Origin of the sequence: Enterobacter cloacae complex sp. FDA-CDC-AR_0132 (genome assembly GCF_003010695.1) — a bacterium.
GTDB classification, from domain to species: Bacteria; Pseudomonadota; Gammaproteobacteria; order Enterobacterales; family Enterobacteriaceae; genus Enterobacter; species Enterobacter ludwigii.
In genome coordinates, this window is the sequence record NZ_CP027618.1 from 2120581 (window position 1) to 2142456 (window position 21876).

Annotated in this window: 22 protein-coding genes and 1 pseudogene; 18 read left to right on the plus strand and 5 right to left on the minus strand. The window is 56.6% G+C overall.

Annotated features, from left to right (window positions below; all coding sequences use genetic code 11):
• Positions 1-5: 5 nt before the first annotated feature.
• The 3 genes from ytfT to AM379_RS10285 all read left to right on the plus strand — a co-directional run bounded on the left by ytfT (position 6) and on the right by AM379_RS10285 (position 3684).
• A complete protein-coding gene (gene ytfT / locus AM379_RS10275) occupies positions 6-1031 on the plus strand; it encodes a galactofuranose ABC transporter, ATP-binding protein YtfT (RefSeq protein ID WP_106503672.1) in 1026 nt (341 codons plus the stop codon).
• Positions 1018-2019, plus strand: coding sequence for a galactofuranose ABC transporter, permease protein YjfF (gene yjfF / locus AM379_RS10280; RefSeq protein ID WP_020882909.1), 1002 nt, complete (start codon positions 1018-1020; stop codon positions 2017-2019). Before ytfT ends, yjfF begins: the two co-directional genes overlap by 14 nt.
• Positions 2020-2112: 93 nt before the next feature.
• Complete coding sequence (locus AM379_RS10285; protein ID WP_068795281.1) at positions 2113-3684, plus strand: methyl-accepting chemotaxis protein; 1572 nt, start codon at positions 2113-2115, stop codon at positions 3682-3684.
• On the opposite strand, the gene AM379_RS10290 is transcribed toward AM379_RS10285, so the two are convergent.
• Both AM379_RS10290 and fbp read right to left on the minus strand, forming a co-directional pair.
• Complete coding sequence (locus AM379_RS10290; RefSeq protein ID WP_025205788.1) at positions 3656-4012, minus strand: helix-turn-helix domain-containing protein; 357 nt, start codon at positions 4010-4012, stop codon at positions 3656-3658. The two genes, AM379_RS10285 and AM379_RS10290, sit on opposite strands and share 29 nt — an antisense overlap.
• Before the next feature lie 148 nt (positions 4013-4160).
• Positions 4161-5159, minus strand: coding sequence for a class 1 fructose-bisphosphatase (gene fbp / locus AM379_RS10295; protein ID WP_020882906.1), 999 nt, complete (start codon positions 5157-5159; stop codon positions 4161-4163).
• A gap of 197 nt (positions 5160-5356) precedes the next feature.
• On the opposite strand from fbp, the gene mpl reads away from it, so the two are divergent.
• Positions 5357-6733 carry a UDP-N-acetylmuramate:L-alanyl-gamma-D-glutamyl-meso-diaminopimelate ligase gene (mpl, locus tag AM379_RS10300; protein WP_025205787.1) on the plus strand — a complete coding sequence of 459 codons (1377 nt, stop codon included), beginning with the start codon at positions 5357-5359 and terminating at the stop codon, positions 6731-6733.
• Positions 6734-6825: 92 nt separating this feature from the next.
• Here the strand turns inward: mpl and yjgA are convergent, their stop codons facing one another.
• A complete protein-coding gene (gene yjgA / locus AM379_RS10305; RefSeq protein WP_014168373.1) occupies positions 6826-7377 on the minus strand; it encodes a ribosome biogenesis factor YjgA in 552 nt (183 codons plus the stop codon).
• Between the two features lie 95 nt (positions 7378-7472).
• Between yjgA and pmbA the strand changes: the two genes are divergently transcribed.
• The 14 genes and pseudogenes from pmbA (at position 7473) to AM379_RS10375 (ending at position 18832) form a co-directional block, all read left to right on the plus strand.
• Positions 7473-8825, plus strand: coding sequence for a metalloprotease PmbA (gene pmbA / locus AM379_RS10310; RefSeq protein ID WP_032679509.1), 1353 nt, complete (start codon positions 7473-7475; stop codon positions 8823-8825).
• A 40-nt stretch (positions 8826-8865) separates the two neighbouring features.
• A complete protein-coding gene (gene cybC, locus AM379_RS10315) occupies positions 8866-9252 on the plus strand; it encodes a cytochrome b562 (protein WP_014168375.1) in 387 nt (128 codons plus the stop codon).
• A 318-nt stretch (positions 9253-9570) separates the two neighbouring features.
• Entirely contained in the window at positions 9571-9909 is a 339-nt protein-coding gene (locus tag AM379_RS10320; protein WP_014168376.1) for a glycine dehydrogenase, read from the plus strand.
• Positions 9910-9919: 10 nt separating this feature from the next.
• On the plus strand, positions 9920-10282 hold the full coding sequence (locus AM379_RS10325) for an SFCGS family glycine-rich protein (RefSeq protein WP_003830384.1): 363 nt from the start codon (positions 9920-9922) through the stop codon (positions 10280-10282).
• A gap of 2 nt (positions 10283-10284) precedes the next feature.
• Positions 10285-10584 (plus strand): DUF4312 family protein, encoded by a 300-nt coding sequence (locus AM379_RS10330; RefSeq protein WP_006810338.1) that lies wholly within the window; start codon positions 10285-10287, stop codon positions 10582-10584.
• Positions 10585-10606: 22 nt separating this feature from the next.
• Positions 10607-11383 carry a DUF4311 domain-containing protein gene (locus AM379_RS10335; protein ID WP_014168378.1) on the plus strand — a complete coding sequence of 259 codons (777 nt, stop codon included), beginning with the start codon at positions 10607-10609 and terminating at the stop codon, positions 11381-11383.
• Between the two features lie 13 nt (positions 11384-11396).
• The gene (locus AM379_RS10340) at positions 11397-12038 is read left to right on the plus strand and encodes a DUF4310 family protein (protein ID WP_014882285.1); all 642 of its coding nucleotides are present in this window, start codon (positions 11397-11399) and stop codon (positions 12036-12038) included.
• 42 nt (positions 12039-12080) lie between these two features.
• On the plus strand, positions 12081-13214 hold the full coding sequence (locus tag AM379_RS10345) for an amidohydrolase/deacetylase family metallohydrolase (RefSeq protein ID WP_032679511.1): 1134 nt from the start codon (positions 12081-12083) through the stop codon (positions 13212-13214).
• Entirely contained in the window at positions 13198-14316 is a 1119-nt protein-coding gene (locus AM379_RS10350; protein WP_014168381.1) for a DgaE family pyridoxal phosphate-dependent ammonia lyase, read from the plus strand. Before AM379_RS10345 ends, AM379_RS10350 begins: the two co-directional genes overlap by 17 nt.
• Entirely contained in the window at positions 14313-15053 is a 741-nt protein-coding gene (gene dagF / locus AM379_RS10355) for a 2-dehydro-3-deoxy-phosphogluconate aldolase (protein WP_014168382.1), read from the plus strand. Before AM379_RS10350 ends, dagF begins: the two co-directional genes overlap by 4 nt.
• A 118-nt stretch (positions 15054-15171) precedes the next feature.
• Positions 15172-16308 (plus strand): lactonase family protein, encoded by a 1137-nt coding sequence (locus AM379_RS10360; protein WP_106503673.1) that lies wholly within the window; start codon positions 15172-15174, stop codon positions 16306-16308.
• Positions 16309-16327: 19 nt separating this feature from the next.
• Positions 16328-18238: a BglG family transcription antiterminator gene (locus AM379_RS10365; protein ID WP_014168384.1), complete on the plus strand. Its 1911-nt coding sequence runs from the start codon at positions 16328-16330 to the stop codon at positions 18236-18238.
• A 77-nt stretch (positions 18239-18315) separates the two neighbouring features.
• The gene (locus AM379_RS10370) at positions 18316-18558 is read left to right on the plus strand and encodes a type II toxin-antitoxin system RelB/DinJ family antitoxin (RefSeq protein WP_032679513.1); all 243 of its coding nucleotides are present in this window, start codon (positions 18316-18318) and stop codon (positions 18556-18558) included.
• Positions 18548-18832, plus strand: a pseudogene (locus AM379_RS10375) (type II toxin-antitoxin system RelE family toxin). Before AM379_RS10370 ends, AM379_RS10375 begins: the two are co-directional and overlap by 11 nt.
• A 3-nt stretch (positions 18833-18835) precedes the next feature.
• Here AM379_RS10375 and nrdG read toward each other — a convergent pair.
• Positions 18836-19300 (minus strand): anaerobic ribonucleoside-triphosphate reductase-activating protein, encoded by a 465-nt coding sequence (gene nrdG, locus AM379_RS10380; protein WP_032679514.1) that lies wholly within the window; start codon positions 19298-19300, stop codon positions 18836-18838.
• A 138-nt stretch (positions 19301-19438) separates the two neighbouring features.
• The gene (nrdD, locus tag AM379_RS10385; RefSeq protein ID WP_032679516.1) at positions 19439-21577 is read right to left on the minus strand and encodes an anaerobic ribonucleoside-triphosphate reductase; all 2139 of its coding nucleotides are present in this window, start codon (positions 21575-21577) and stop codon (positions 19439-19441) included.
• Positions 21578-21876 lie beyond the last annotated feature (299 nt).

Genomic DNA, 21876 nt, shown 5'->3' on the forward strand with positions numbered 1-21876 from the left:
TAATCGTGATGCCCCGTTCGCTTCCGCAAACCGGTGCAACCAGGCGCCGCTTCACCTGGCCTACCGGCACGCCGCAAATTATCGCGTTGCTGCTGGTGCTGCTGATCGATAGCCTGGTCGCCCCGCATTTCTTTCAGATTATCGTGCAGGATGGCCGGCTGTTTGGCAGTCCGATAGACATTTTAAACCGCGCCGCCCCGGTGGCGCTTCTGGCCATTGGTATGACGCTGGTGATCGCCACCGGCGGGATTGACCTCTCCGTCGGTGCGGTGATGGCCATCGCCGGCGCCACGGCAGCGTCCATGACCGTCGCCGGGCACAGCCTGCCGGTGGTGCTGCTGGCTGCATTAGGTACTGGGGTGCTGGCCGGATTATGGAACGGCATTCTGGTGGCGGTCCTGAAAATTCAGCCGTTTGTTGCCACTCTCATCCTGATGGTGGCCGGACGCGGTGTGGCACAGCTTATCACCTCGGGTCAGATTGTGACCTTCAACTCCCCCGGCCTGGCATGGCTTGGCAGCGGTAAGCTGTTCTTCTTCCCGACGCCGATCGTTATTGCGCTGGTCACATTAGTCGTGTTCTGGCTCTTTACCCGTAAAACGGCGCTGGGCATGTTCATTGAAGCGGTCGGGATTAACATCCGTGCGGCGCGAAACGCCGGAGTTAATACACGGCTGATGGTTATGCTGACCTACGTGCTGAGCGGCATTTGCGCCTCCATTGCCGGGGTGATCGTCGCGGCGGACATCCGTGGTGCGGATGCCAACAACGCCGGGCTATGGCTGGAGCTGGATGCGATCCTGGCGGTGGTTATCGGTGGCGGATCGCTGATGGGCGGGCGGTTTAATCTGCTGCTCTCGGTGATCGGCGCGCTGATTATTCAGGGTATGAATACCGGGATCCTGCTCTCCGGTTTTCAGCCGGAACTCAACCAGGTGGTGAAAGCGGTGGTCGTGCTCTGCGTGCTGATCGTCCAGTCGCCGCGCTTTGTCAGCATCATTAAAGGGATCCGTGGCCATGATAAAACGTAATTTACCGTTAATGATCACCCTGGGCGTGTTTGTGCTGGGTTATCTCTACTGCCTGACGCAATTCCCGGGCTTTGCCTCTACCCGGGTGATTTGCAACATTCTGACGGATAACGCCTTTTTAGGCATTATCGCCGTTGGCATGACCTTTGTGATCCTCTCCGGCGGGATCGATCTCTCGGTTGGGTCGGTGATCGCTTTCACGGGCGTATTCCTCGCAAAAGCGATCGGTTTCTGGGGGATCTCGCCGCTGCTGGCTTTCCCGCTGGTGCTGGTGATGGGCTGCGCGTTTGGCGCCTTTATGGGGCTTTTGATCGACGCGCTGAAAATTCCGGCTTTTATTATCACCCTCGCCGGCATGTTCTTCCTGCGCGGCGTGAGCTACCTGGTCTCGGAAGAATCGATTCCGATTAACCATCCTGTCTACGACACGCTCTCCAGCCTGGCGTGGAAAATCCCCGGCGGCGGTCGTCTGAGCGCGATGGGGTTGCTGATGCTGGGCGTGGTGGTGGTGGGGATCTTCCTTGCCCACCGTACCCGGTTTGGTAATCAGGTCTATGCCATTGGCGGCAGCGCCACCTCGGCAAACCTGATGGGGATCTCCACCCGCAGCACCACAATCCGCATCTATATGCTCTCGACCGGACTGGCGACGCTGGCGGGGATCGTCTTCTCGATTTATACCCAGGCGGGTTATGCCCTGGCAGGGGTCGGGGTGGAACTTGATGCCATCGCCTCGGTGGTGATTGGCGGCACGTTGCTCAGCGGCGGCGTTGGCACGGTGCTGGGGACGCTGTTCGGCGTGGCGATCCAGGGACTGATCCAGACCTATATCAACTTTGACGGCACGCTCAGTTCATGGTGGACCAAGATCGCCATTGGCATTCTGTTGTTTATTTTTATCGCCCTGCAGCGCGGCCTGACGGTGCTCTGGGAGAACCGACAAAGCTCGCCTGTTACCCGTGTAAACACTTCAGTAACAGAGCCATAACACGCTGAATTTGCTTAAAGTCTAAACATTTTCCGGTAGCGGCCGATACTCTTTTTTTATGCCCAGAAATATCTCGCTACCGGAAATAATATCATGCTTAAAACGCTATCGATTCGTACCGGCTTGCTCTCTTTACTGGCCGTTATGACCCTTCTGCTGCTGATTGTCAGCGGCATTGGCATTTATGCCCTCACACAGAGTTCTTCTTCACTCCAGCGCATCAACCACCTTCAGGGTGAGCAGATGGTGCAGCTTAATTCTGGCTATACCCTGATCCTGCGCGCGCGTAATGAAGCGGGTCAGGCGGTCCGGATGATGGAAATCGGCATGCTGGATGACGCGGCCAAATCGGTGAAAACCATCAACCAGGAGATTGCCCAGGCCCGTAAAATGCTGAAAGGCGTGATCGACGGCGGGGTGGCGGATGAGCAGGGACAAAAACTGCTGGATAAGGTGGCCGCGAGCCTGGCGACCTATAACCAGCAGGGGATCGACCCGATGCTGAAAGCCCTGAACGATCAGAGCGCAGACAGCTATTACGATCTGCTGGAGAACACGCTGATCCCGGTGGCGGCGCAGTTTGATAATGATATGCAGGTCTTTCAGAAATGGAGCGAAGCGCGCGGGAAAGCGGAAGTGAAGGCCGTGCAGTCGAGCAAAAACCGGGTACTGATCCTGATCGTGGTGGCCGCGCTGCTGACGGCTGGCATTATTGTGCTGGCGTGGCTGGTACTGCGTCACATGCTGCTCAAACCGCTTTCGGCCTCCATTGCTCAGCTGGAGAACGTGGCGGCGGGCGATTTAACCCATACGCTGAATGACCCGGCGAGCCAGGAGTTTAACCGCCTGAACGCGGCCATTGAGGGGATGCGGCAGTCTCTGATGAACTCGGTTTTACGGGTACGTGATGCCAGCTCGCAAATTGATACCGGCAGCCGCGAGCTGACGGCGGGGAACATGGATCTTGCCCAGCGCACGGAATCCACCGCGACATCGCTTGAGCAGACGGCCGCCAGCATGGAAGAGATCACCGCCACGGTGAAACTCAATGCAGACAACGCCGAGCAGGCGCACCAGCTGGCGAAATCCGTGTCTGACACCGCCGATCACGGCAGCGAAATGGTCTGCTACGTGATTGAAAAAATGCGTGATATCGCCGGCAGTTCGGCACGCATCGCCGATATTCTGAGCGTCATTGACGGCATTGCCTTCCAGACCAATATTCTGGCGCTGAACGCCTCGGTGGAAGCAGCGCGCGCGGGTGAGCAGGGGCGCGGGTTTGCCGTTGTCGCCGGTGAAGTGCGAAACCTCGCCAGCCGCAGCGCTGACGCAGCAAAAGAGATCCGTTCGCTTATCAGTGATTCTCAGACCCATGTAAACGAAGGCAGCGAGCTGGCGCAGCAGGCTGGCGAAACGATGGATGAGATCGCAACAGAAGTACTGCGCATGACCAAACTGATGCGCGAGATTGCGACCGCGTCCCAGGAGCAGAGTCGCGGCATTGAGCAGGTGAATATTGCCGTGAATCAGATGGACGAAACCGCGCAGCAGAATGCGGCGCTGGTCCAGCAATCTTCTGCCGCGACGCGCTCGCTGGAAGAGCAATCGCGTCAGCTGATGGACGCCATGGCATCATTTAAACTGACGGCTCAGACAGCGGCATAATATTTTCCCGCCCCGGCGCATTCTGCGTCGGGGTTTTATGTGTCGCTGAATTTAATGCGCCAATATTATCGTGAATATCGCCCATTAATATTTCCAGAGACTGGGTTAATGCTAATGCATTTTCAGTCGGCTCAAGATATAACCCTTTGCGGAAAAATAGCGGCTCGTCAAACAGCTGATTAAAGCGTTTTAATGCCAGACTCACCGCGGGGCGCGACATCTCCAGACGTACAGAGGCTTTTGCCATACTGCCGCAGCGGACCACTTCAATAAAAACAGGGATAAGATTTAAATCAATGCCGGTATTAGCACGGGAATAATTTTTCATGACGGTTAGGCTCCAGGAAATATTTGTCAAACTGTTATGGAAATAATGCAGGAGCAAAACCGAATATTAAAGCGTGTTTTTTATAAACACTTATACGGTAAAATATATAAATGAAGCGGGGAGCCTGAAGGGCTCCCCGTGTTATGGGTTATGCGTCCGGATACTCACGGATAAAACGTTCAACGTCATCAACCATATGGGTGTTGCCGACAAAGAACGAACGACGCTGGTGCAGGCTTTCCGGCACGATGTCCAGAATACGCTCTTTACCGTCGCTCGCCTTGCCGCCAGCCTGTTCGGCCAGGAACGCCATTGGGTTGCATTCATACAGCAGACGCAGCTTGCCGTCAGGGTGGCTTGCCGTGCTTGGGTAGAGGTAGATACCGCCTTTCAGCAGGTTGCGGTGGAAGTCAGCAACCAGCGAGCCGATATAGCGGGACGTGTACGGGCGCTGAGTGGCTTTATCTTCTTCCTGGCAGAACTTGATGTATTTCTTCACGCCGTTCGGGAATCGGATGTAGTTGCCTTCGTTGATGGAGTAGGTGTTGCCCTTCTCCGGGAAGCGCATACGTTCCTGGCTCAGGCAGAAAACGCCCAGCGAGGGATCGTAAGTAAAGGCGTGAACGCCGCAGCCCGTGGTGTACACCAGCATGGTGGAGGAGCCATAAACGACGTAACCGGCCGCCACCTGGTTACTGCCCGGCTGCAGGAAATCTTCCTCTGTCACCGGCGTGCCAACAGGCGTGACGCGGCGGTAGATGGAGAAAATGGTACCGACAGAAACGTTAACGTCGATGTTAGAGGAACCGTCCAGCGGATCCATCAGCACAACGTATTTAGCGTGTTCACACCCTTCGAAAACGACAATTTCATCTTCTTCTTCGGAGGCGATACCCGCCACGATGTCGCGCGCGCGCAGTGCAGCTTTCAGTTTTTCATTTGCGAACAGATCGAGTTTCTGTTGAACCTCGCCCTGAACGTTCTCGGCACCGCTGGCACCCAGGATATCGACCAGACCGGCCTTGTTGATATCACGGTGGATGATCTTAGCGCCCAGCTTTATTGCCGACAGCAAAGCAGTGAGTTCACCCGTAGCATGAGAAAACTCGTGCTGCTTTTCGACAATAAATTCACCTAACGTTTTCATAACACTTTCCCTGCATCTTTGTGAGTAGAGCGATTGTATGTTCACTAAAACGACTAAAGCCCAACAATCTTAACAAACATTCAAATATTAGCGCAGAGGTGAATCGCGCCAGCAATATACGGATTTACCTGAAATGCGTTTCGCTGTCGCTGACATGTGAGTAAAATGTGCGCCACATTGAAGAAGGATAGTGACGTATGCGCATTCATATATTGGGGATTTGTGGCACTTTCATGGGCGGACTGGCAATGCTGGCGCGCTCTCTGGGCCATGAAGTGACAGGTTCGGACGCCAATGTGTATCCGCCGATGAGCACGCTTCTGGAGAAACAGGGCATCTCTCTGATTCAGGGATACGATGCCAGCCAGCTGGATCCTGAGCCGGATCTGGTGATCATTGGCAACGCCATGACCCGCGGTAATCCGTGCGTTGAGGCGGTTCTGGAACGCAACATTCCGTTCATGTCTGGCCCGCAGTGGCTGCATGATTTCGTGCTGCGCGACCGTTGGGTCGTTGCCGTAGCCGGAACGCATGGCAAAACCACGACCGCCGGAATGGCGACCTGGATCCTCGAAGCCTGTGGTTATAAGCCAGGTTTTGTGATCGGGGGTGTACCGGGTAATTTCGATGTTTCTGCGCGTCTGGGTGACAGCCCGTTCTTCGTGATCGAAGCCGACGAGTATGACTGCGCGTTCTTCGACAAGCGCTCCAAGTTTGTGCACTACTGCCCGCGGACGCTGATCCTCAACAACCTTGAGTTCGATCACGCCGATATTTTTGACGACCTGAAAGCGATTCAGAAACAGTTCCACCATCTGGTGCGCATCGTTCCGGGTCAGGGCCGCATCATCCTGCCGGAAAACGACATCAACCTGAAGCAAACCCTGGCGATGGGATGCTGGAGCGAGCAGGAGCTGGTGGGCGAGCAGGGGCACTGGCAGGCGAAAAAACTTAACGCGGATGCCTCCGAGTGGGAAGTGCTGCTCGACGGTGAGAAAGTGGGTGAGGTGAAGTGGGGCCTGGTGGGCGAGCACAACATGCACAACGGCCTGATGGCGATTGCCGCGGCACGTCATGTGGGCGTTCAGCCTGCGGATGCGGCGGATGCGTTAGGCTCGTTCATTAACGCCCGCCGTCGTCTGGAGCTGCGCGGTGAAGCCCACGGCGTCACGGTGTATGACGATTTTGCGCATCACCCGACCGCCATTCTGGCGACGCTTGCAGCTTTACGCGGCAAAGTCGGCGGGACCGCCCGCATTCTGGCCGTGCTGGAACCGCGTTCGAACACCATGAAAATGGGCATCTGCAAAGACGATCTTGCGCCATCCTTAGGGCGTGCCGATGAAGTCTTCCTGCTGCAGCCGCAGCATATTCCGTGGCAGGTGGCCGAAGTGGCCGATGCCTGCATTCAGCCTGCGCACTGGAGTGCGGATGTGGATGCGCTGGCGGATATGGTGGTGAAAGCCGCACAGCCAGGCGATCACATTCTGGTGATGAGCAACGGCGGTTTTGGTGGGATCCATCAGAAGCTGCTGGACGGTCTGGCGAAGAAAGCGCAGGCGGTCGCCGAGTAAAAAAAAGCCCGGTAGCGCTCACGCTTACCGGGCTTTTTCTCCCTCGCCCACAGGGAGAGGGGCGGGGTTAAGGGCACTCAACGATGCTGTGCTTACTCTTCGTTTTCAGACAGCTCACGCAGATACTGGAAAATCAGGCGTGCAGACTTCGGCGGCTTGTTCGCTTCTTTCTCTTTCTGGGCATTGCGGATCAACGAACGCAGCTGCTGGCGATCGGCATCCGGCCACAGGTTCAGTACTTCCGGTACCGCATCATCACCTTGTTCAATCAGACGATCGCGGATCTGCTCAAGCTTATGGAACAGCGCAACCTGCTGGTTGTGGCGGTTTTTCAGTTTGTCCAGCGCCTGGCGGATCGGTTCAACGTCACGCTGACGCAGCATTTTACCGATAAGCTGAAGCTGACGGCGACGGCCTTCTTTCTTGATTTTCTGTGCCAGTTCAATGGCATCGCGCAGATCCTGGTCGAGCGGGAGTTTATCCAGCGCGTTTTTACCCAGTTCTACCATTTCCGCGCCAAGCTGTTTTAACTCTTCGGCGTCACGTTTAATTTCACTTTTACTGACCCAGATGATCTCATCATCTTCGTCTTCGATGTCATCACCGGGAACGTCGTCGAGCCAGTCTTCGGGCTGCTTAGTCATGTCAGGCTCCTTAAAAAAAGAGGCTAATGTTACCAGTTAAGACGCGCACTGAAAAACGGTTCTCTGTTAGACTTCAATTAACTCTCTCTTACAGTATGGCATTTGCGATGAAAGTAACCTCACAAGTTGAAGCGCAGCGTAAGATTCTGGAAGAAGCCGTCTCCACCGCGCTGACGCTCGCTTCAGGTAAATCAGATGGCGCCGAAGTGGCGGTAAGCAAAACCACCGGCATCAGCGTCAGCACCCGCTACGGCGAAGTGGAAAATGTAGAATTCAACAGCGATGGCGCCCTGGGGATCACGGTTTATCACCAGAATCGCAAAGGCAGCGCGTCATCGACCGATCTCAGCCCGGATGCCATTGCCCGTACGGTGCAGGCTGCGCTGGATATTGCGCGTTACACCTCGCCCGATCCTTACGCCGGCGTTGCCGACAAAGAGCTGCTGGCATTCGATGCCCCGGATCTCGATCTTTTCCACCCGGCGGAAGTGACGCCGGACGAAGCGATCGAACTGGCTGCCCGTGCCGAGCAGGCGTCCCTGCAGGCCGATAAACGCATCACCAATACCGAAGGCGGAAGTTTTAACAGCCACTACGGTATCAAAGTGTTTGGTAACAGCCACGGGATGCTGCAGGGCTACTGCTCAACGCGCCATTCGCTCTCCAGCTGCGTTATCGCTGAAGAGAACGGGGATATGGAGCGTGATTACGCCTACACCATCGGTCGCGCGCTGGGCGATTTGCAGTCTCCTGAGTGGGTTGGCGCAGAATGCGCGCAGCGCACGCTGTCCCGTCTGTCGCCACGTAAACTCTCCACCATGAAAGCCCCGGTCATTTTTGCCAATGAAGTGGCGACCGGCCTGTTTGGCCACCTGGTGGGGGCGATTGCCGGGGGCTCCGTTTACCGTAAATCGACGTTCCTGCTCGACTCGCTGGGCAAGCAGATCCTGCCGGAATGGCTGACCATTGAAGAGCATCCGCACCTGCTGAAAGGGCTGGCCTCGACGCCGTTCGACAGCGAAGGTGTGCGCACCGAGCGCCGCGATATCATCAAAGACGGCATTCTGACGCAGTGGCTGCTGACCAACTACTCTGCGCGCAAGCTGGGTCTGAAAAGCACCGGTCACGCGGGCGGCATTCACAACTGGCGAATCGCGGGTCAGGGCCTGAGCTTTGAGCAGATGCTTAAAGAGATGGGCACCGGTCTGGTCGTCACTGAGTTAATGGGCCAGGGCGTAAGCGGCATTACCGGCGATTATTCGCGCGGCGCAGCGGGCTTCTGGGTTGAGAACGGTGAAATTCAGTATCCGGTTAGCGAAATTACCATCGCCGGCAACCTGAAAGACATGTGGCGCAATATTGTTACTGTCGGTAACGATATTGAAACACGTAGCAATATACAGTGTGGTTCAGTCCTCTTACCGGAGATGAAAATCGCCGGGCAGTAATACCCGTAAAGGCGTTTAATAATAAAAAAGGAAGTGAGCAATGCGTAAACACCTGTTAGCGATCGTCGCAGCGTCAACGCTGGTTCTTGGTTCTTCTGCGTTTGCTGCCGATCTCGAAGACGACATGGGCATCCTCAGTGAAAACCTGAAGGTGGTGCAGAAAACGGACAATGCGGCGGAAATGAAAGGCGCATTGACCAAAATGCGTGAAGCGGCACTGGACGCGCAGAAATCCACGCCGCCAAAGCTGGAAAATAAAGCGGCAGACAGCGCTGAGATGAAAGACTACCGCCACGGCTTTGACGTGCTGGTCGGCCAGATTGACGGTGCACTGAAGCTTGCCAACGAAGGCAAAGTGAAGGAAGCCCAGGCGGCAGCCGACCAGTTTGTGACCACGCGTAATACCTATCACAAAAAGTATCGTTAATTCTCGGTACGCGCTTTCCCCGTGCGGGGGCGGTTAATCGCCCCCGCATGTTTGCTTTCCGGGCATAAGAAAACCTTATCCACCTCACATATTTGCACGCCTGCCCATAATCTTTTTCGCTCCCACGCCCCCTTAATTGCCGTCAGATAGCGTGATATTCATCACGTAAATACAGTGATTTATCTATATTCAGCATATTTATGTGGCACAGATCACTGCCGGTGCTCGCCTTTCCACTTCGAAGTGGAAAACAACTCGCTACAAACAATTCCCCCCCAACGTTAGTTTTATTCCAGAGCCATTAACGGGGTAAGACGAGTGATTAACGGAGCGGTAATGAACGACGTTGGAGATCAGGCGGTGCAAACAGAGCAGCTCGCTAACACCATGCTGGCGCAGGTGTATGCCCTGCTGGCCCGGCACAACATCATCCCCAACGCAGTACAGGAACAGATGCTCACCTCCCACGTTCGCGCGATGGCGCACCGGTCCGTGACCGGCGAGCCGCTGCCGGAGGTTGAAGCCGAGCTGTTCGACGAAATTTCTCCCGATTCAATGCGGCTTGCCCGTGAAGTGGTCGCGCAGTTTGGCAACCTTCCTGATGAAGAGGCCTGGCTGCTCTCCGTTCACTTCGAAGTCGCAAAAGACAACCTTTAAGGAGCAACACATGGAACAGATTACAGTCGTGATTGGCGATCGCCTGGGTAAAGGTCAGAAAGTGGCGGCAGGTGTTGAAAAAGCCGGTGGACGCGCGGTTGTCGTGCCGGGTGTGGCGGCAGACATGAAGCTCGGTGACGTGATGAAAGCGGAAAATGCCACCTTCGGCATCTCCTTCTGCGGCAGCGGCGGCGCGGGTGCCATCACCGCACAAACCAAATATGGCTACAAAGCCAAATACGGCATGCGTTCAGTGGATGAAGGCGTCACCGCCATCAATGAAGGCTGCAATGTGCTGGGCTTTGGCTTTATGGATAAAGAAGAGCTGGGCGAGCGTCTGGTTCAGGCGTGGCAGAAGAAACACGGCGCATAAGCATGAAAGAACAGTTCACAACCACGGTGAGAGTGAAGGGCAAAGGCGACGCTAAAGCGCGCGCCTTTGCTGATGCGCTCAACCACGTTCAGGCCGCGGTGATGAAAGCCTCACCGCATATCTTACTGCGTATTGAGCCACAGGATGTGCAGGTCGTTCAGGCGCAAGAAGCGGTGCGTAAAGAAGCTTTTCTGTTCTTCTTTCTGCGCCGGGAAAGACGCACCTACAGCGTGGAGCTGGATGTGACCGTCAACGTGACTGCCATCAATCTCGACCAGGTGGATTTCGTCACGCAACGCTGATTATTCATAAAAGGGCAGACTGATGTTCTTAATTATATTAATAAAATCGCTCATCATTGGCGGCCTGGTTGGCGTCGGTGTGGGGGCCGGGGCTGCACGCATGTTTCATGCGCCTACCACTCAGGGTATGGGCGCGTTTCGTACGTTGGGGGAACTGAACTCCTGTGAAGGGGATCCGGCTTCTCACTTCTCCTTTGGGTTAGGCTTCTTCTTTAACGCCTGGGCCTCTTCCGTGGCCGCAGGTGCATTCACACAGGACGTTGATCACCGCATCATCCCGAACTGGGGTGCTGCAGCACTGATGATTAAAAACCGTAACGTCGGCGAAACGCTGCACGATCCGCGCAAAATGGCGATTGCCTGCGGCGTAATCGGCATGATTGTCGTCACCTTCCTTAACCTCACCGCCTCTTCTGTTCCGGCTGCGCTTCAGGTGACCGCCGTGAAGGTGCTGGTGCCTGCGGCAAACCTGCTGGTCAACACCGTGATGCCGGTGATCTTCTGGCTGGCCGCCATCGATGCGGGTAAAAAATCGGGCTTCTGGGCCACCATTTTTGGCGGCGCGGCGCAGCTGATCATGGGTAACGCCGTACCGGGTCTGGTGCTGGGTATCCTGATCGGTAAGGGCGTTGAAGAGAGCGGATGGAACCACGTCACCAAAGTGATGATGGCGGCCATCGTGGCGCTGTTCGTGCTGAGCGGTTTCTTCCGTGGCTTCGACATGAAGATGATCGAATCCTTCCATCTGACCGTGCCGAACTGGCTCGACATGATCCACAACGCGCTCAGCGGTAAATAACAGGAGCCTCGACATGGAACAGAATAAAGGTTTTTGGTATGCCGACTGGTCGTTCCCGATCTTCGTTGGCCTGCTCTCTTCCGGTGTTTTCGCCGGGACGCATATGTACTACCTCTACGGCATCGGCGCGTTCAACGAAGTGGCCTTCGTGGCGATGCTGAAAGCGGGGATGGATACCGGCGTTTACGGCGCGGTGGCGGCGTTCGGTGCGAGCTTCCTGTTCGCCCGTATTATCGAAGGGTCGCTGGTCGGTATCCTTGATATCGGCGGGGCGATCCAGACCGGGGTGGGCCTCGGGGTTCCGGCGCTGCTGCTGGGCGCGGGCATCATGTTCCCGGTGACCAACTTTATCGCCGCGCTGATCACCGGCCTGGTGATTGGCCTGGCAATTGGCTACGTCATCATCCTGGCGCGTAAGTTCACCATCAATCAGAGCAACTCCACCTACGGGGCGGACGTGATGATGGGGGCCGGTAACGCCTCCGGTCGTTTCCTCGGGCCGTTGATTATCCTCAGCGCCATGACCGCCTCCATTCCTATTGGCGTCGGCTCTCTGGTAGGTGCGCTGTTGTTCTATATCTGGCAGAAGCCGATTACCGGTGGTGCCATTCTCGGTGCAATGATTCTGGGCTGGCTGTTCCCGGTCGCCCTTTAATGCCCGCGGGCGCTTCGGCGCCCGCCTTATCAGGAGATCCTCATGTTTGATTTACTCCTGCGCCGTGCGCGCCTCACCGACGATACCCTGACCGATATCGCCATTCAGGACGGAAAAATCGCGGCGCTGGGCGACATTACCGCGCCCGCCCGCAAAACGGTTGAGTTGAACGGTGAAGTGTTCGTCAGCGCAGGCTGGATTGACTCCCACGTTCACTGCTACCCGAACTCCCCTATTTATCACGACGAACCGGACAGCGTGGGCATCGCCACCGGCGTGACCTCGGTGGTGGATGCCGGCAGTACCGGCGCGGATGACGTGGACGATTTTTATGAAATCACCCGTAAAGCCTCAACCGACGTTTATGCCTTACTGAACATCTCCCGCGTGGGGCTGATTGCCCAGAACGAACTGGCCAATATGGCCAACATTGATGCGAAGGCCGTGAAGCAGGCCGTTACGCGCTACCCGGATTTTATCGTTGGCCTGAAAGCGCGCATGAGCAGCAGCGTGGTCGGCGAAAACGGCATAACGCCGCTTGAGCGCGCGAAAGCCATCCAGGCAGAGAACGGCGACCTGCCGCTGATGGTGCACATCGGCAACAACCCGCCCAACCTCGATGAAATTGCCGACCTGCTCAGCTCAGGTGACATCATCACCCACTGCTACAACGGCAAGCCGAACCGCATTCTGACGCCCTCCGGTGAACTGCGTGCGTCCATCACCTCCGCCCTGAAACGCGGCGTGCGCCTGGACGTCGGGCACGGTACCGCGAGCTTTAGCTTTGAGGTGGCGAGACGCGCCATTGCGATGGGCATTCTGCCACACACCATCAGCTCGGATATTTATTGCCGCAACCGCATTAACGGCCCGGTAGGGTCGCTGGCAAGCGTGATGTCGAAGTTTCTCGCCATCGGCATGTCGCTGCCGCAGGTGATTGAGTGCGTCACCGCGAATGCCGCCGACGGGCTGCGTCTGACGCACAAAGGCCGTATTCAGCCAGGCCTCGATGCCGACCTGACGCTGTTCACGATAAAACGCCAGCCAACGCTGCTGGTGGATGCTGAAAATGACAGCCTGCAGGCTGAACACATTCTGGTGCCGCTTGCCGCCATCCGCGCAGGCAAGGGCTACATGACCGAACAAGGGAGCACGGAACATGCCTTCGATTTATGAGAAGTATCACTTAAAGCAAGTCATCAACACCTCAGGCCGTATGACGGCGCTGGGGGTTTCCACGCCGCGCCCGGACGTGGTGCAGGCGGCGATGGATGGCATGAATCACTATTTCGAGATGAAGGATCTGGTCAACAAAACCGGCGAATACATCGCGAAGCTGCTGGATGTGGAAGGGGCGACGGTGGTCTCCTGCGCGTCAGCGGGCATCGCCCAGTCCGTGGCGGCGGTGCTGGTCAAAGACAGCGACTGGCTGCTGGAGAACCTGCACGTCACCCCGATTGAGAACAACGAAATCGTGCTGCCGAAAGGCCATAACGTTAACTTTGGCGCACCGGTAGGCACTATGGTGGCGCTGGGCGGCGGCAAGCTGGTGGAAGCGGGTTACGCGAACGAATGCTCCGCCGATCAGCTGGCGGCGGCCATCACGCCACGTACCGCGGCCATTCTTTACATCAAGTCTCACCACTGCGTGCAGAAAAGCATGCTCAGCGTAGAGCAGGCGGCGGTGGTGGCGCGTAAGCACGATCTGCCGCTGATCGTGGATGCGGCCGCGGAAGAAGATCTTCACGTTTACTACCGCTCCGGTGCCGATCTGGTTATCTACAGCGGTGCGAAAGCGATTGAAGGGCCAACCAGCGGGCTGGTGATCGGCAAAACGCAGTATGTTGAGTGGGTGAAACGCCAGACGGCGGGGATTGGCCGCGCAATGAAAGTGGGTAAAGAGGGGATCCTCGGCCTCACCTGTGCCATCGAACACTACCTGACGGCGACCAAAGAGAGCGGCGAAGAGATGGTGGCGAAGATGACGCCATTTATTGACGCGCTTAATACCCTTAACGGCGTGACGGCACGCGTGGTCTGGGACAGTGCCGGTCGCGATATCGCCCGTACCGAGATTAAGTTTGATGAAGCCACCACCGGTGTTGGCACCGGCGACCTGGTGACCGCGCTGAAGCAGGGCGAGTACGCCATTTACTTCCGTGGCTACAAGGCCAACGAAGGGATTATCGAAGCGGACGTGCGCAGCGTGAATGCCGATCAGCTGAACATTGTTTATCGCCGCATGAGTGAAGTGTTAGGACAGGAGAAAAAGGCATGAAACTGACCCCCAACTTTTACCGTGACCGCGTCTGCCTGAACGTGCTGGCAGGATCGAAAGCCAACGCCAGCGCCATTTACGAGGCGGCGGAAGGCCACGTGCTGGTGGGCGTGCTCTCCAAAAATTACCCGGATGTCGCCAGTGCGGTTGCCGATATGCGCGACTACGCTCAGCTTATCGATAATGCGCTCTCTGTGGGCCTCGGCGCGGGCGATCCGAACCAGTCCGCGATGGTCAGTGAGATCGCCCGTCAGGTGCAGCCGCAGCACGTTAACCAGGTGTTCACCGGCGTGGCAACCAGCCGTGCGCTGCTGGGGCAGAGTGAATCCGTGGTCAACGGCCTGGTCTCTCCGACCGGCACCGTTGGCAAGGTGAAAATCTCCACCGGTCCGCTGAGCAGCACGGCGCCGGACGGCATTGTGCCGGTTGAAACCGCGATTGCCCTGCTGAAAGATTTTGGCGGCAGCTCCATCAAATACTTCCCGATGGGAGGCCTGGCGTGTCGGGACGAATACCAGGCAGTGGCGGAAGCCTGCGCCCGTCACGATTTCTGGCTGGAGCCGACCGGTGGGATCGATCTGGAGAACTATGAAGCGATCCTGCAGATCGCCCTTGATGCGGGCGTGAGTAAAATCATTCCGCATATCTACAGCTCGATTATCGACAAAGCCAGCGGCGACACGCGTCCGGAAGATGTGCGTACGCTGCTGGAGATGACGAAGAAGCTGGCTAAGTAGTCTTTACCCCTCACCCCGGCCCTCTCCCCAAAGGGGAGAGGGTGTAATCGTCCCCTCTCCCCTTTGGGGAGAGGGTTAGGGTGAGGGGCACAAACCGCACAAAACCAAAGGAGCCACCATGCACACCCGCAATCTGCTCGTCGCTTCACTCTCGTTACTCGCTACCACCGCCATCGCCCAGACGCAGTACGCCTGGGTCGGGACGTACAACCCCAACGGCGAGGGGCTGTACCGCTTTACGGTCGATCCTCACACTGGCGCGCTGTCGAATAAAACGCTGGTCAGCACGCTGCCAAACGCCGCGCAGCTCACCGTCTCGCAGGATGGTAAGACGCTCTATCTGGCGAGCGAAGTGGAGCAGGGCGTGGTGCAGGCGCTGCGCGTGGGCGATAACGGCGAACTGAGCGAGCTTAATCAGATGGCGTCCGGCGGTGCAGGGCCGGTCTATCTCTCCCTGACGCCAAAGGGTCACCACCTGCTGGTGGCGAACTACGTCAGCGGCTCGATTGCTGTTCTGCCCGTTAATGCAGACGGCAGTCTGGGGGAGACCACGGACACGCATCAGGATCGGGGAGAGCCGGGCGCGGCGAAACCGGTGGCGGCGGTGGAAGGCAGTTTTGCCATTAGCGATCACAATGGCCCCCATGCGCACATGATCGCCGCCGATCCGCGCGGGAAATACGTTTTTTCTACCGATCTGGGTCTGGATCGTATCTACCAGTACCGTTTTGACGATCAAACAGGCAAGCTGACCCCGAACGATCCGCCGTTTATCAGTGCCTCCTCGAAAGGGGCCGGTCCGCGGCATTTCGTCTTTACGCCGAAAGGCGATGCGTTATGGCTGATTAACGAAGAGGCATCCACGCTCACGCACTATACGCTGGATGCGCGAGGCAGGCTGCAGGAGGGGAAAACCCTCTCCGCCCTGCCACACGGCTATAAAGGCACCAGTTTTGCCGCCGGGCTGGCGCTCAGTGCCGATGGCAAACAGCTGTATGTGGCTAACCGTTTGCATAACAGCATCGGGCACTTTACCGTAACAGCGGATGGCACGCTGACGCATCAGGACGATGTGTGGACGCGTGGTGATTACCCGCGCACCCTGACGCTCGACAAACAGGGGCGCTGGCTGTACGTCATGAATCAGCGCAGCGACAACATTACCCGTTTTCGCGTGGCGCAGGACGGCAAACTCAGCGCCGAGCCGGACTATACCCCGGTCGGCAGCCCATCCCAGATGGTCATTTCACCCTAAGCCGTAAGAGGACAACCCCGTGCGATTTCCGAACCAACGTTTAGCGCAACTTTTCGATCTGTTGCAAAACGAGACGCTGCCGCAGGACGAACTGGCGCAGCGGCTGTCGGTCTCCACGCGAACCGTCCGCGCTGATATCACCGCCCTGAACGCGCTGCTGGCGAGCCACGGCGCGCAGTTTATTCTCAGCCGCGGCAATGGCTATCAGCTCAAAATTGACGATGCAGAACGCTATCAGCAGCTTCAGTCCTCCCACCCGCGCGCGCTGCGCATTCCCCGCACCGGGCCGGAGCGCGTGCACTATCTGGTGGTCCGTTTTCTTACCTCCGCGTTTTCGCTCAAGCTGGAGGATCTGGCGGATGAGTGGTTTGTCAGCCGTGCGACGCTGCAAAGTGACATGGTGGAAGTGCGCGAGTGGTTCCACCGCTACAACCTGACGCTGGAAACCCGACCGCGCCACGGCATGAAGCTGTTTGGCAGCGAGATGGCGACCCGCGCCTGTCTCACCGATCTGCTCTGGGAGCTGGCGCAGCAGGATAGCCTGAACCCGCTGGTGACCGACGTTGCGCTCAATGCGGGGGTCGCGGAGCAGATGGTTCCCGTGCTGCATGATGCGCTGACGCGGCATCACATTCGTCTGACTGACGAGGGCGAGCTGTTCCTGCGCCTGTACTGTGCGGTGTCGGTGCGTCGCATCAGCGAAGGCTATCCGCTGCCGGAATTTCACGCAGAAGATGTGGCCGAGAATGTCCGTGAGGCGGCGAAAGACATCGCTGTGACCATTCAACAGCTGGCGGATAAAGCGCTTTCGCCTTCAGAAGAGAGCTGGCTCTGCGTTCACATCGCGGCACGTCAGATCCAGGAGATTGCCCCCAGTGCCATCAATGCCGATGACGACGAAGCGCTGGTCAATTACATCCTGCGCTACATCAATACCCACTATAACTACAACCTGCTCAGCGACGAGCAACTGCATGCGGATCTGCTCACCCACATCAAAACCATGATCACCCGTGTGCGCTATCAAATCATGATCCCGAATCCGCTTCTGGATAACATCAAGCAGCACTACCCGATGGCGTGGGATATGACCCTCGCGGCAGTGTCGAGCTGGGGGAAATACACGCCGTATGTGATCAGCGAAAACGAGATCGGTTTCCTGGTGCTGCATATCGGTGTCGGGCTGGAGCGCCACTACAACATCGGCTACCAGCGCCAGCCGCGGGTGCTGTTAGTTTGCGATGCCGGGAATGCGATGGTCCGGATGATTGAAGCGGTGTTGCAGCGCAAATATCCGCAGATTGAGGTGACCCGCACGCTCACGCTGCGCGAGTATGAGCTGGCGGAACCGATCGGCGAAGACTTTGTTATCTCGACCGCCCGGGTGAGCGAAAAGTCTAAACCGGTGGTGATGATCGCCCCGTTCCCGACGGACTACCAGCTTGAGCAGATAGGTAAGCTGGTGCTGGTGGACCGAACCCGCCCGTGGATGCTGGATAAATACTTCGATGCCGCCCATTTCCGCATTATCGACAGGCCGATTGACCAGCAAACGCTGTTCCGGGAGCTGTGCGAGCAGCTCGAAGAAGAGGGGTTTGTTGGCGCGGAGTTTCTGGATTCGGTCGTGGAGCGAGAGGCCATCGTCAGCACCATGCTGGGCGACGGCATTGCGCTACCGCACTCCCTCGGGCTACTGGCACAAAAAACGGTGGTTTACACCGTGCTGGCACCGCAGGGTATTGCCTGGGGGGATGAAACTGCCCATGTGATTTTCCTGCTCGCCATCAGCAAGCGCGAGTACGAAGAGGCGATGGCGATTTACGATATTTTCGTGACTTTCCTGCGTGAGCGCGCCATGTCACGGCTGTGCAGTTGCAATGATTTCGCCGGGTTTAAAGCGGTGGCGATGGAGAGTGTGAGCCGGTTTTGAGAGACGTTATCCAGAATTCTATGTAATGCAAATGTAATGCTAAAATGCATTACACATTCGATTTCACTGGAGACATAATGGCCACGCTGAACGTCCGTCTGGATGACAAACTCAAAAACGAGGCTTATGCCGTGCTTGAAAAACTCAATATCACGCCAACGGAAGCCGTTCGGTTACTGTTTCAGTACGTTGCGGAGACGGGGCGTATGCCGGTGAAAACGGTCACTGTCAGCGACAGTGAAGATGAACTCATACACACAGTCCGGGAGCGGCTGGCTAATCCGCAAAAAGGAATTAAGGTTAGGCTGGATGACTTATGAACTCGTATTTGATCCGAGGGCGTTCAAGGAGTGGACCAGGCTGGGTGATACTGTAAAAAATCAGTTTAAGTAGAAGCTTGCGAACGTGTTGGTGAACCCCAGGGTTGAATCGGCTCGCCTGCATGGCCTGCCTGATTGCGACAAGATAAAACTCAGATCCCAGGGTTATCGTTTGGTCTATCAGGTTCAGGACAACGTTGTGACGGTATGTGTTATTGCTATCGGTAAGAGAGAGAAATCAGCCGTTTATCATGACGTAAACAAACGGCTTTAGCGATCACCGCAAATGATGCACAACCTGGTTGCTGCTGCCGCGCCAGATCAGCGCAGGGTCTTTTAAATCCTGCACAAACTTGCCGTCAACCAGCACGTTAATCAAATCCACCACTTCCCTCTGTTCAGCATTCAGTTCTTCGAGCTTATAACCCGTCCAGACCCAGATATCCTTTCCTGCACATTCGCGGCGAATGCGTTTTATCAGCTTCAGAATGTCCGGCACGTTTTGCGGGTGAAGCGGGTCGCCACCGGAGAGTGAAATCCCCTGGCGGGGAATGCGCGTGTCGTTGAGATCGTGGATGATCCGCTGTTCCATTTCCGCGGTGAACGGCAGGCCTGAATTTACGCGCCAGGTGCTTTTGTTGTAACAGCCGGGGCATTCATGGACGCAGCCTGAGACAAACAGAGTGCAGCGGGTGCCGGGGCCGTTGACGATGTCGACGGGATAGTATTGATGATATCGCATAAGAAGATGTCCAGAGTGTGTGTGCGCGGGTGCCCTCACCCCAGCCCTCTCCCACCGGGAGAAGGGGAAAACGTAGGTGCGCGTTCGGTTCCCTCTCCCTGAGGGAGAGGGGTAGGGTGAGGGGAAACCCCCGACGCCTTAACCGATCTGCCCATTCCCCAAATGCTTCACGCGTCGCTTAACCTCTTCCTGCTTACCGGCGTTAAACGGACGCGCATCGGGACTCCCGAGATAGCCACACACGCGGCGGGTCACCGAGACGCGAGCCGCATCGTGGTTACCGCATTTCGGGCAGGTGAAGCCTTTGCTGGTGCACTCAAACTCACCGGTAAAGCCACACTCGTAGCACTCGTCAATCGGGGTGTTGGTCCCGTAATACGGTACGTGCTGATAGCTGTAATCCCAGACATCTTCCAGCGCCTTCAGGTTGTGCTGAATGTTCGGATACTCGCCGTAGCAGATGAAGCCACCGTTCGCGACGGGCGGATACGCGGCTTCAAAGTCGATCTTGTCGTAAGGGTTCACCTTCTTCTCAACGTCGAGGTGGAAGCTGTTGGTGTAGTACCCTTTGTCGGTTACCCCTTCGACAATGCCAAATTCAGCGGTATCCAGGCGGCAGAAACGGTCACACAGGTTTTCACTCGGGGTGCTGTACAGGCTGAAGCCGTAGCCGGTTTCGTCTTTCCACTGGTCAACCGCATCGCGCAGGCGCTGAACAATGGCGACACCTTTTTCACGCAGGGCGTCGCTGTCATACATGTGCTGGTTGCCGAACAGCGCGTTGATCGTTTCGTGAATACCGATGTAGCCCAGAGAAATCGACGCGCGACCATTTTTGAAGATCTCCGACACGTCATCGTCCGCCTTCAGGCGTACGCCGCAGGCCCCTTCCATATACAGGATGGGCGCAACGCGGGCTTTCACCCCTTCCAGACGCGCGATACGGGTCATGAGGGCCTTACGTGCGAGCTGCAGACGTTCGTCCAGCAGCGCCCAGAAGGCCGCTTCGTCGCCTTTGGCTTCGAGGGCGATACGCGGCAGGTTGAGGCTGATCACACCGAGGTTGTTACGGCCGTCGTGAACCTGTTCGCCGTTTTCGTCTTCATACACGCCGAGGAAGCTGCGGCAGCCCATCGGCGTTTTAAACGAGCCGGTCACTTTGACCACCTGGTCGTAGTTCAGAATGTCCGGGTACATGCGCTTGCTCGCACACTCCAGCGCCAGCTGTTTGATGTCGTAGTTAGGATCGCCAAACTTGTGGTTCAGGCCGTCGCGGATAGCGAACACCAGTTTCGGGAACACCGCTGTCTTACGGTTTTTACCAAGCCCGGAGATACGGTTGCGCAGGATAGATTGCTGAATCAGGCGTGATTCCCAGCTGGTACCCAGACCAAAACCGAAGGTCACAAACGGCGTCTGACCGTTGGCGGTATGCAGGGTGTTCACCTCGTATTCCAGCGACTGGAACGCGTCGTAGCACTCTTTTTCGGTACGGGAGTGCGCGTAGCCATCGGCGTCCGGGATTTGCCACTCTTCAGCGGTTTGACGGTGTTTATTGAAGCTTGCCGTGACGAACGGTGCCAGTACTTCATCAATGCGGTTAATGGTGGTGCCGCCGTAAATATGGCTGGCGACCTGAGCGATAATCTGCGCCGTGACCGCAGTGGCCGTGGAGATCGATTTTGGCGGCTCAATCTCGGCATTCCCCATTTTAAAACCGTGGGTCAGCATGCCTTTCAGGTCGATGAGCATGCAGTTGAACATCGGGAAGAAGGGCGAGTAATCGAGATCGTGGTAGTGGATCTCACCGCGCTCATGCGCCGAGACCACGTCGCGCGGCAGCAGGTGCTGACGGGCATAGTGTTTGGCAACAATGCCGGCCAGCAGGTCGCGCTGGGTGGGGATCACTTTGCTGTCTTTGTTGGCATTTTCATTCAGCAGGGCGGAGTTGGTCTGCTCCACCAGGCCACGAATCTCCTGATTAAGACGACCGCGTTTCTCACGCTGAACGTCCCGATCGTGGCGGTATTCGATATAGGCGCGGGCTAACTGCTTGTAGGGGCCCGCCATCAGCTGGTTTTCAACCGCGGTCTGGATCTCATTGATATCGACCTGGCTGCGTTCGTTCATCTGGCTGCTAACGACTTCTGCGACGGTGGCGCAGTAATCTGCGTCATCGACACCCGCTGCTTTAGCTGCACGCAGAATGGCTTCCTGGATGCGCTCTGATTTAAACGGCACTTTACAGCCATCACGTTTCATCACATGCGGTGTCATGATCACTCCATTTTTAAAAACAGGTTATCCACAGAGGTGGAGAAGTGTTCACCGGGCGTATTGTCAGCCAGGCCAGAGACTTCCCTCGTTCCCAACGCGTGTTATCCACAATTCCGGAGAGCTGAGTCGCCGTCTTGTTGTTGGAATAGTAGACGATAAATACAATATGTTGGGTCGGCGTGCATTTTAAGTGCTACATATAGTGATTTGCATCAAACATGTTTGCGATTTATTTGATTCAGAACAAAGTAAAAAGACGAGAGTACAAACGACGGGCACTCCAGCGTTTGTAAAGACGA

Excerpts from the sequence above, each read along its gene's own strand:
- AM379_RS10370 (WP_032679513.1), top strand. The coding sequence starts at position 18,316 with ATGGCCACGCTGAACGTCCGTCTGGATGACAAACTCAAAAACGAGGCT.
- yjfF (WP_020882909.1), top strand. The coding sequence starts at position 1,018 with ATGATAAAACGTAATTTACCGTTAATGATCACCCTGGGCGTGTTTGTG.
- AM379_RS10290 (WP_025205788.1), bottom strand. The coding sequence starts at position 4,012 with ATGAAAAATTATTCCCGTGCTAATACCGGCATTGATTTAAATCTTATC.
- AM379_RS10335 (WP_014168378.1), top strand. The coding sequence starts at position 10,607 with ATGTTCTTAATTATATTAATAAAATCGCTCATCATTGGCGGCCTGGTT.
- yjgA (WP_014168373.1), bottom strand. The coding sequence starts at position 7,377 with ATGACTAAGCAGCCCGAAGACTGGCTCGACGACGTTCCCGGTGATGAC.
- AM379_RS10340 (WP_014882285.1), top strand. The coding sequence starts at position 11,397 with ATGGAACAGAATAAAGGTTTTTGGTATGCCGACTGGTCGTTCCCGATC.
- AM379_RS10345 (WP_032679511.1), top strand. The coding sequence starts at position 12,081 with ATGTTTGATTTACTCCTGCGCCGTGCGCGCCTCACCGACGATACCCTG.
- AM379_RS10325 (WP_003830384.1), top strand. The coding sequence starts at position 9,920 with ATGGAACAGATTACAGTCGTGATTGGCGATCGCCTGGGTAAAGGTCAG.
- fbp (WP_020882906.1), bottom strand. The coding sequence starts at position 5,159 with ATGAAAACGTTAGGTGAATTTATTGTCGAAAAGCAGCACGAGTTTTCT.
- cybC (WP_014168375.1), top strand. The coding sequence starts at position 8,866 with ATGCGTAAACACCTGTTAGCGATCGTCGCAGCGTCAACGCTGGTTCTT.
- AM379_RS10285 (WP_068795281.1), top strand. The coding sequence starts at position 2,113 with ATGCTTAAAACGCTATCGATTCGTACCGGCTTGCTCTCTTTACTGGCC.
- AM379_RS10330 (WP_006810338.1), top strand. The coding sequence starts at position 10,285 with ATGAAAGAACAGTTCACAACCACGGTGAGAGTGAAGGGCAAAGGCGAC.
- nrdG (WP_032679514.1), bottom strand. The coding sequence starts at position 19,300 with ATGCGATATCATCAATACTATCCCGTCGACATCGTCAACGGCCCCGGC.
- dagF (WP_014168382.1), top strand. The coding sequence starts at position 14,313 with ATGAAACTGACCCCCAACTTTTACCGTGACCGCGTCTGCCTGAACGTG.
- nrdD (WP_032679516.1), bottom strand. The coding sequence starts at position 21,577 with ATGACACCGCATGTGATGAAACGTGATGGCTGTAAAGTGCCGTTTAAA.
- AM379_RS10350 (WP_014168381.1), top strand. The coding sequence starts at position 13,198 with ATGCCTTCGATTTATGAGAAGTATCACTTAAAGCAAGTCATCAACACC.
- mpl (WP_025205787.1), top strand. The coding sequence starts at position 5,357 with ATGCGCATTCATATATTGGGGATTTGTGGCACTTTCATGGGCGGACTG.
- pmbA (WP_032679509.1), top strand. The coding sequence starts at position 7,473 with ATGGCATTTGCGATGAAAGTAACCTCACAAGTTGAAGCGCAGCGTAAG.
- AM379_RS10360 (WP_106503673.1), top strand. The coding sequence starts at position 15,172 with ATGCACACCCGCAATCTGCTCGTCGCTTCACTCTCGTTACTCGCTACC.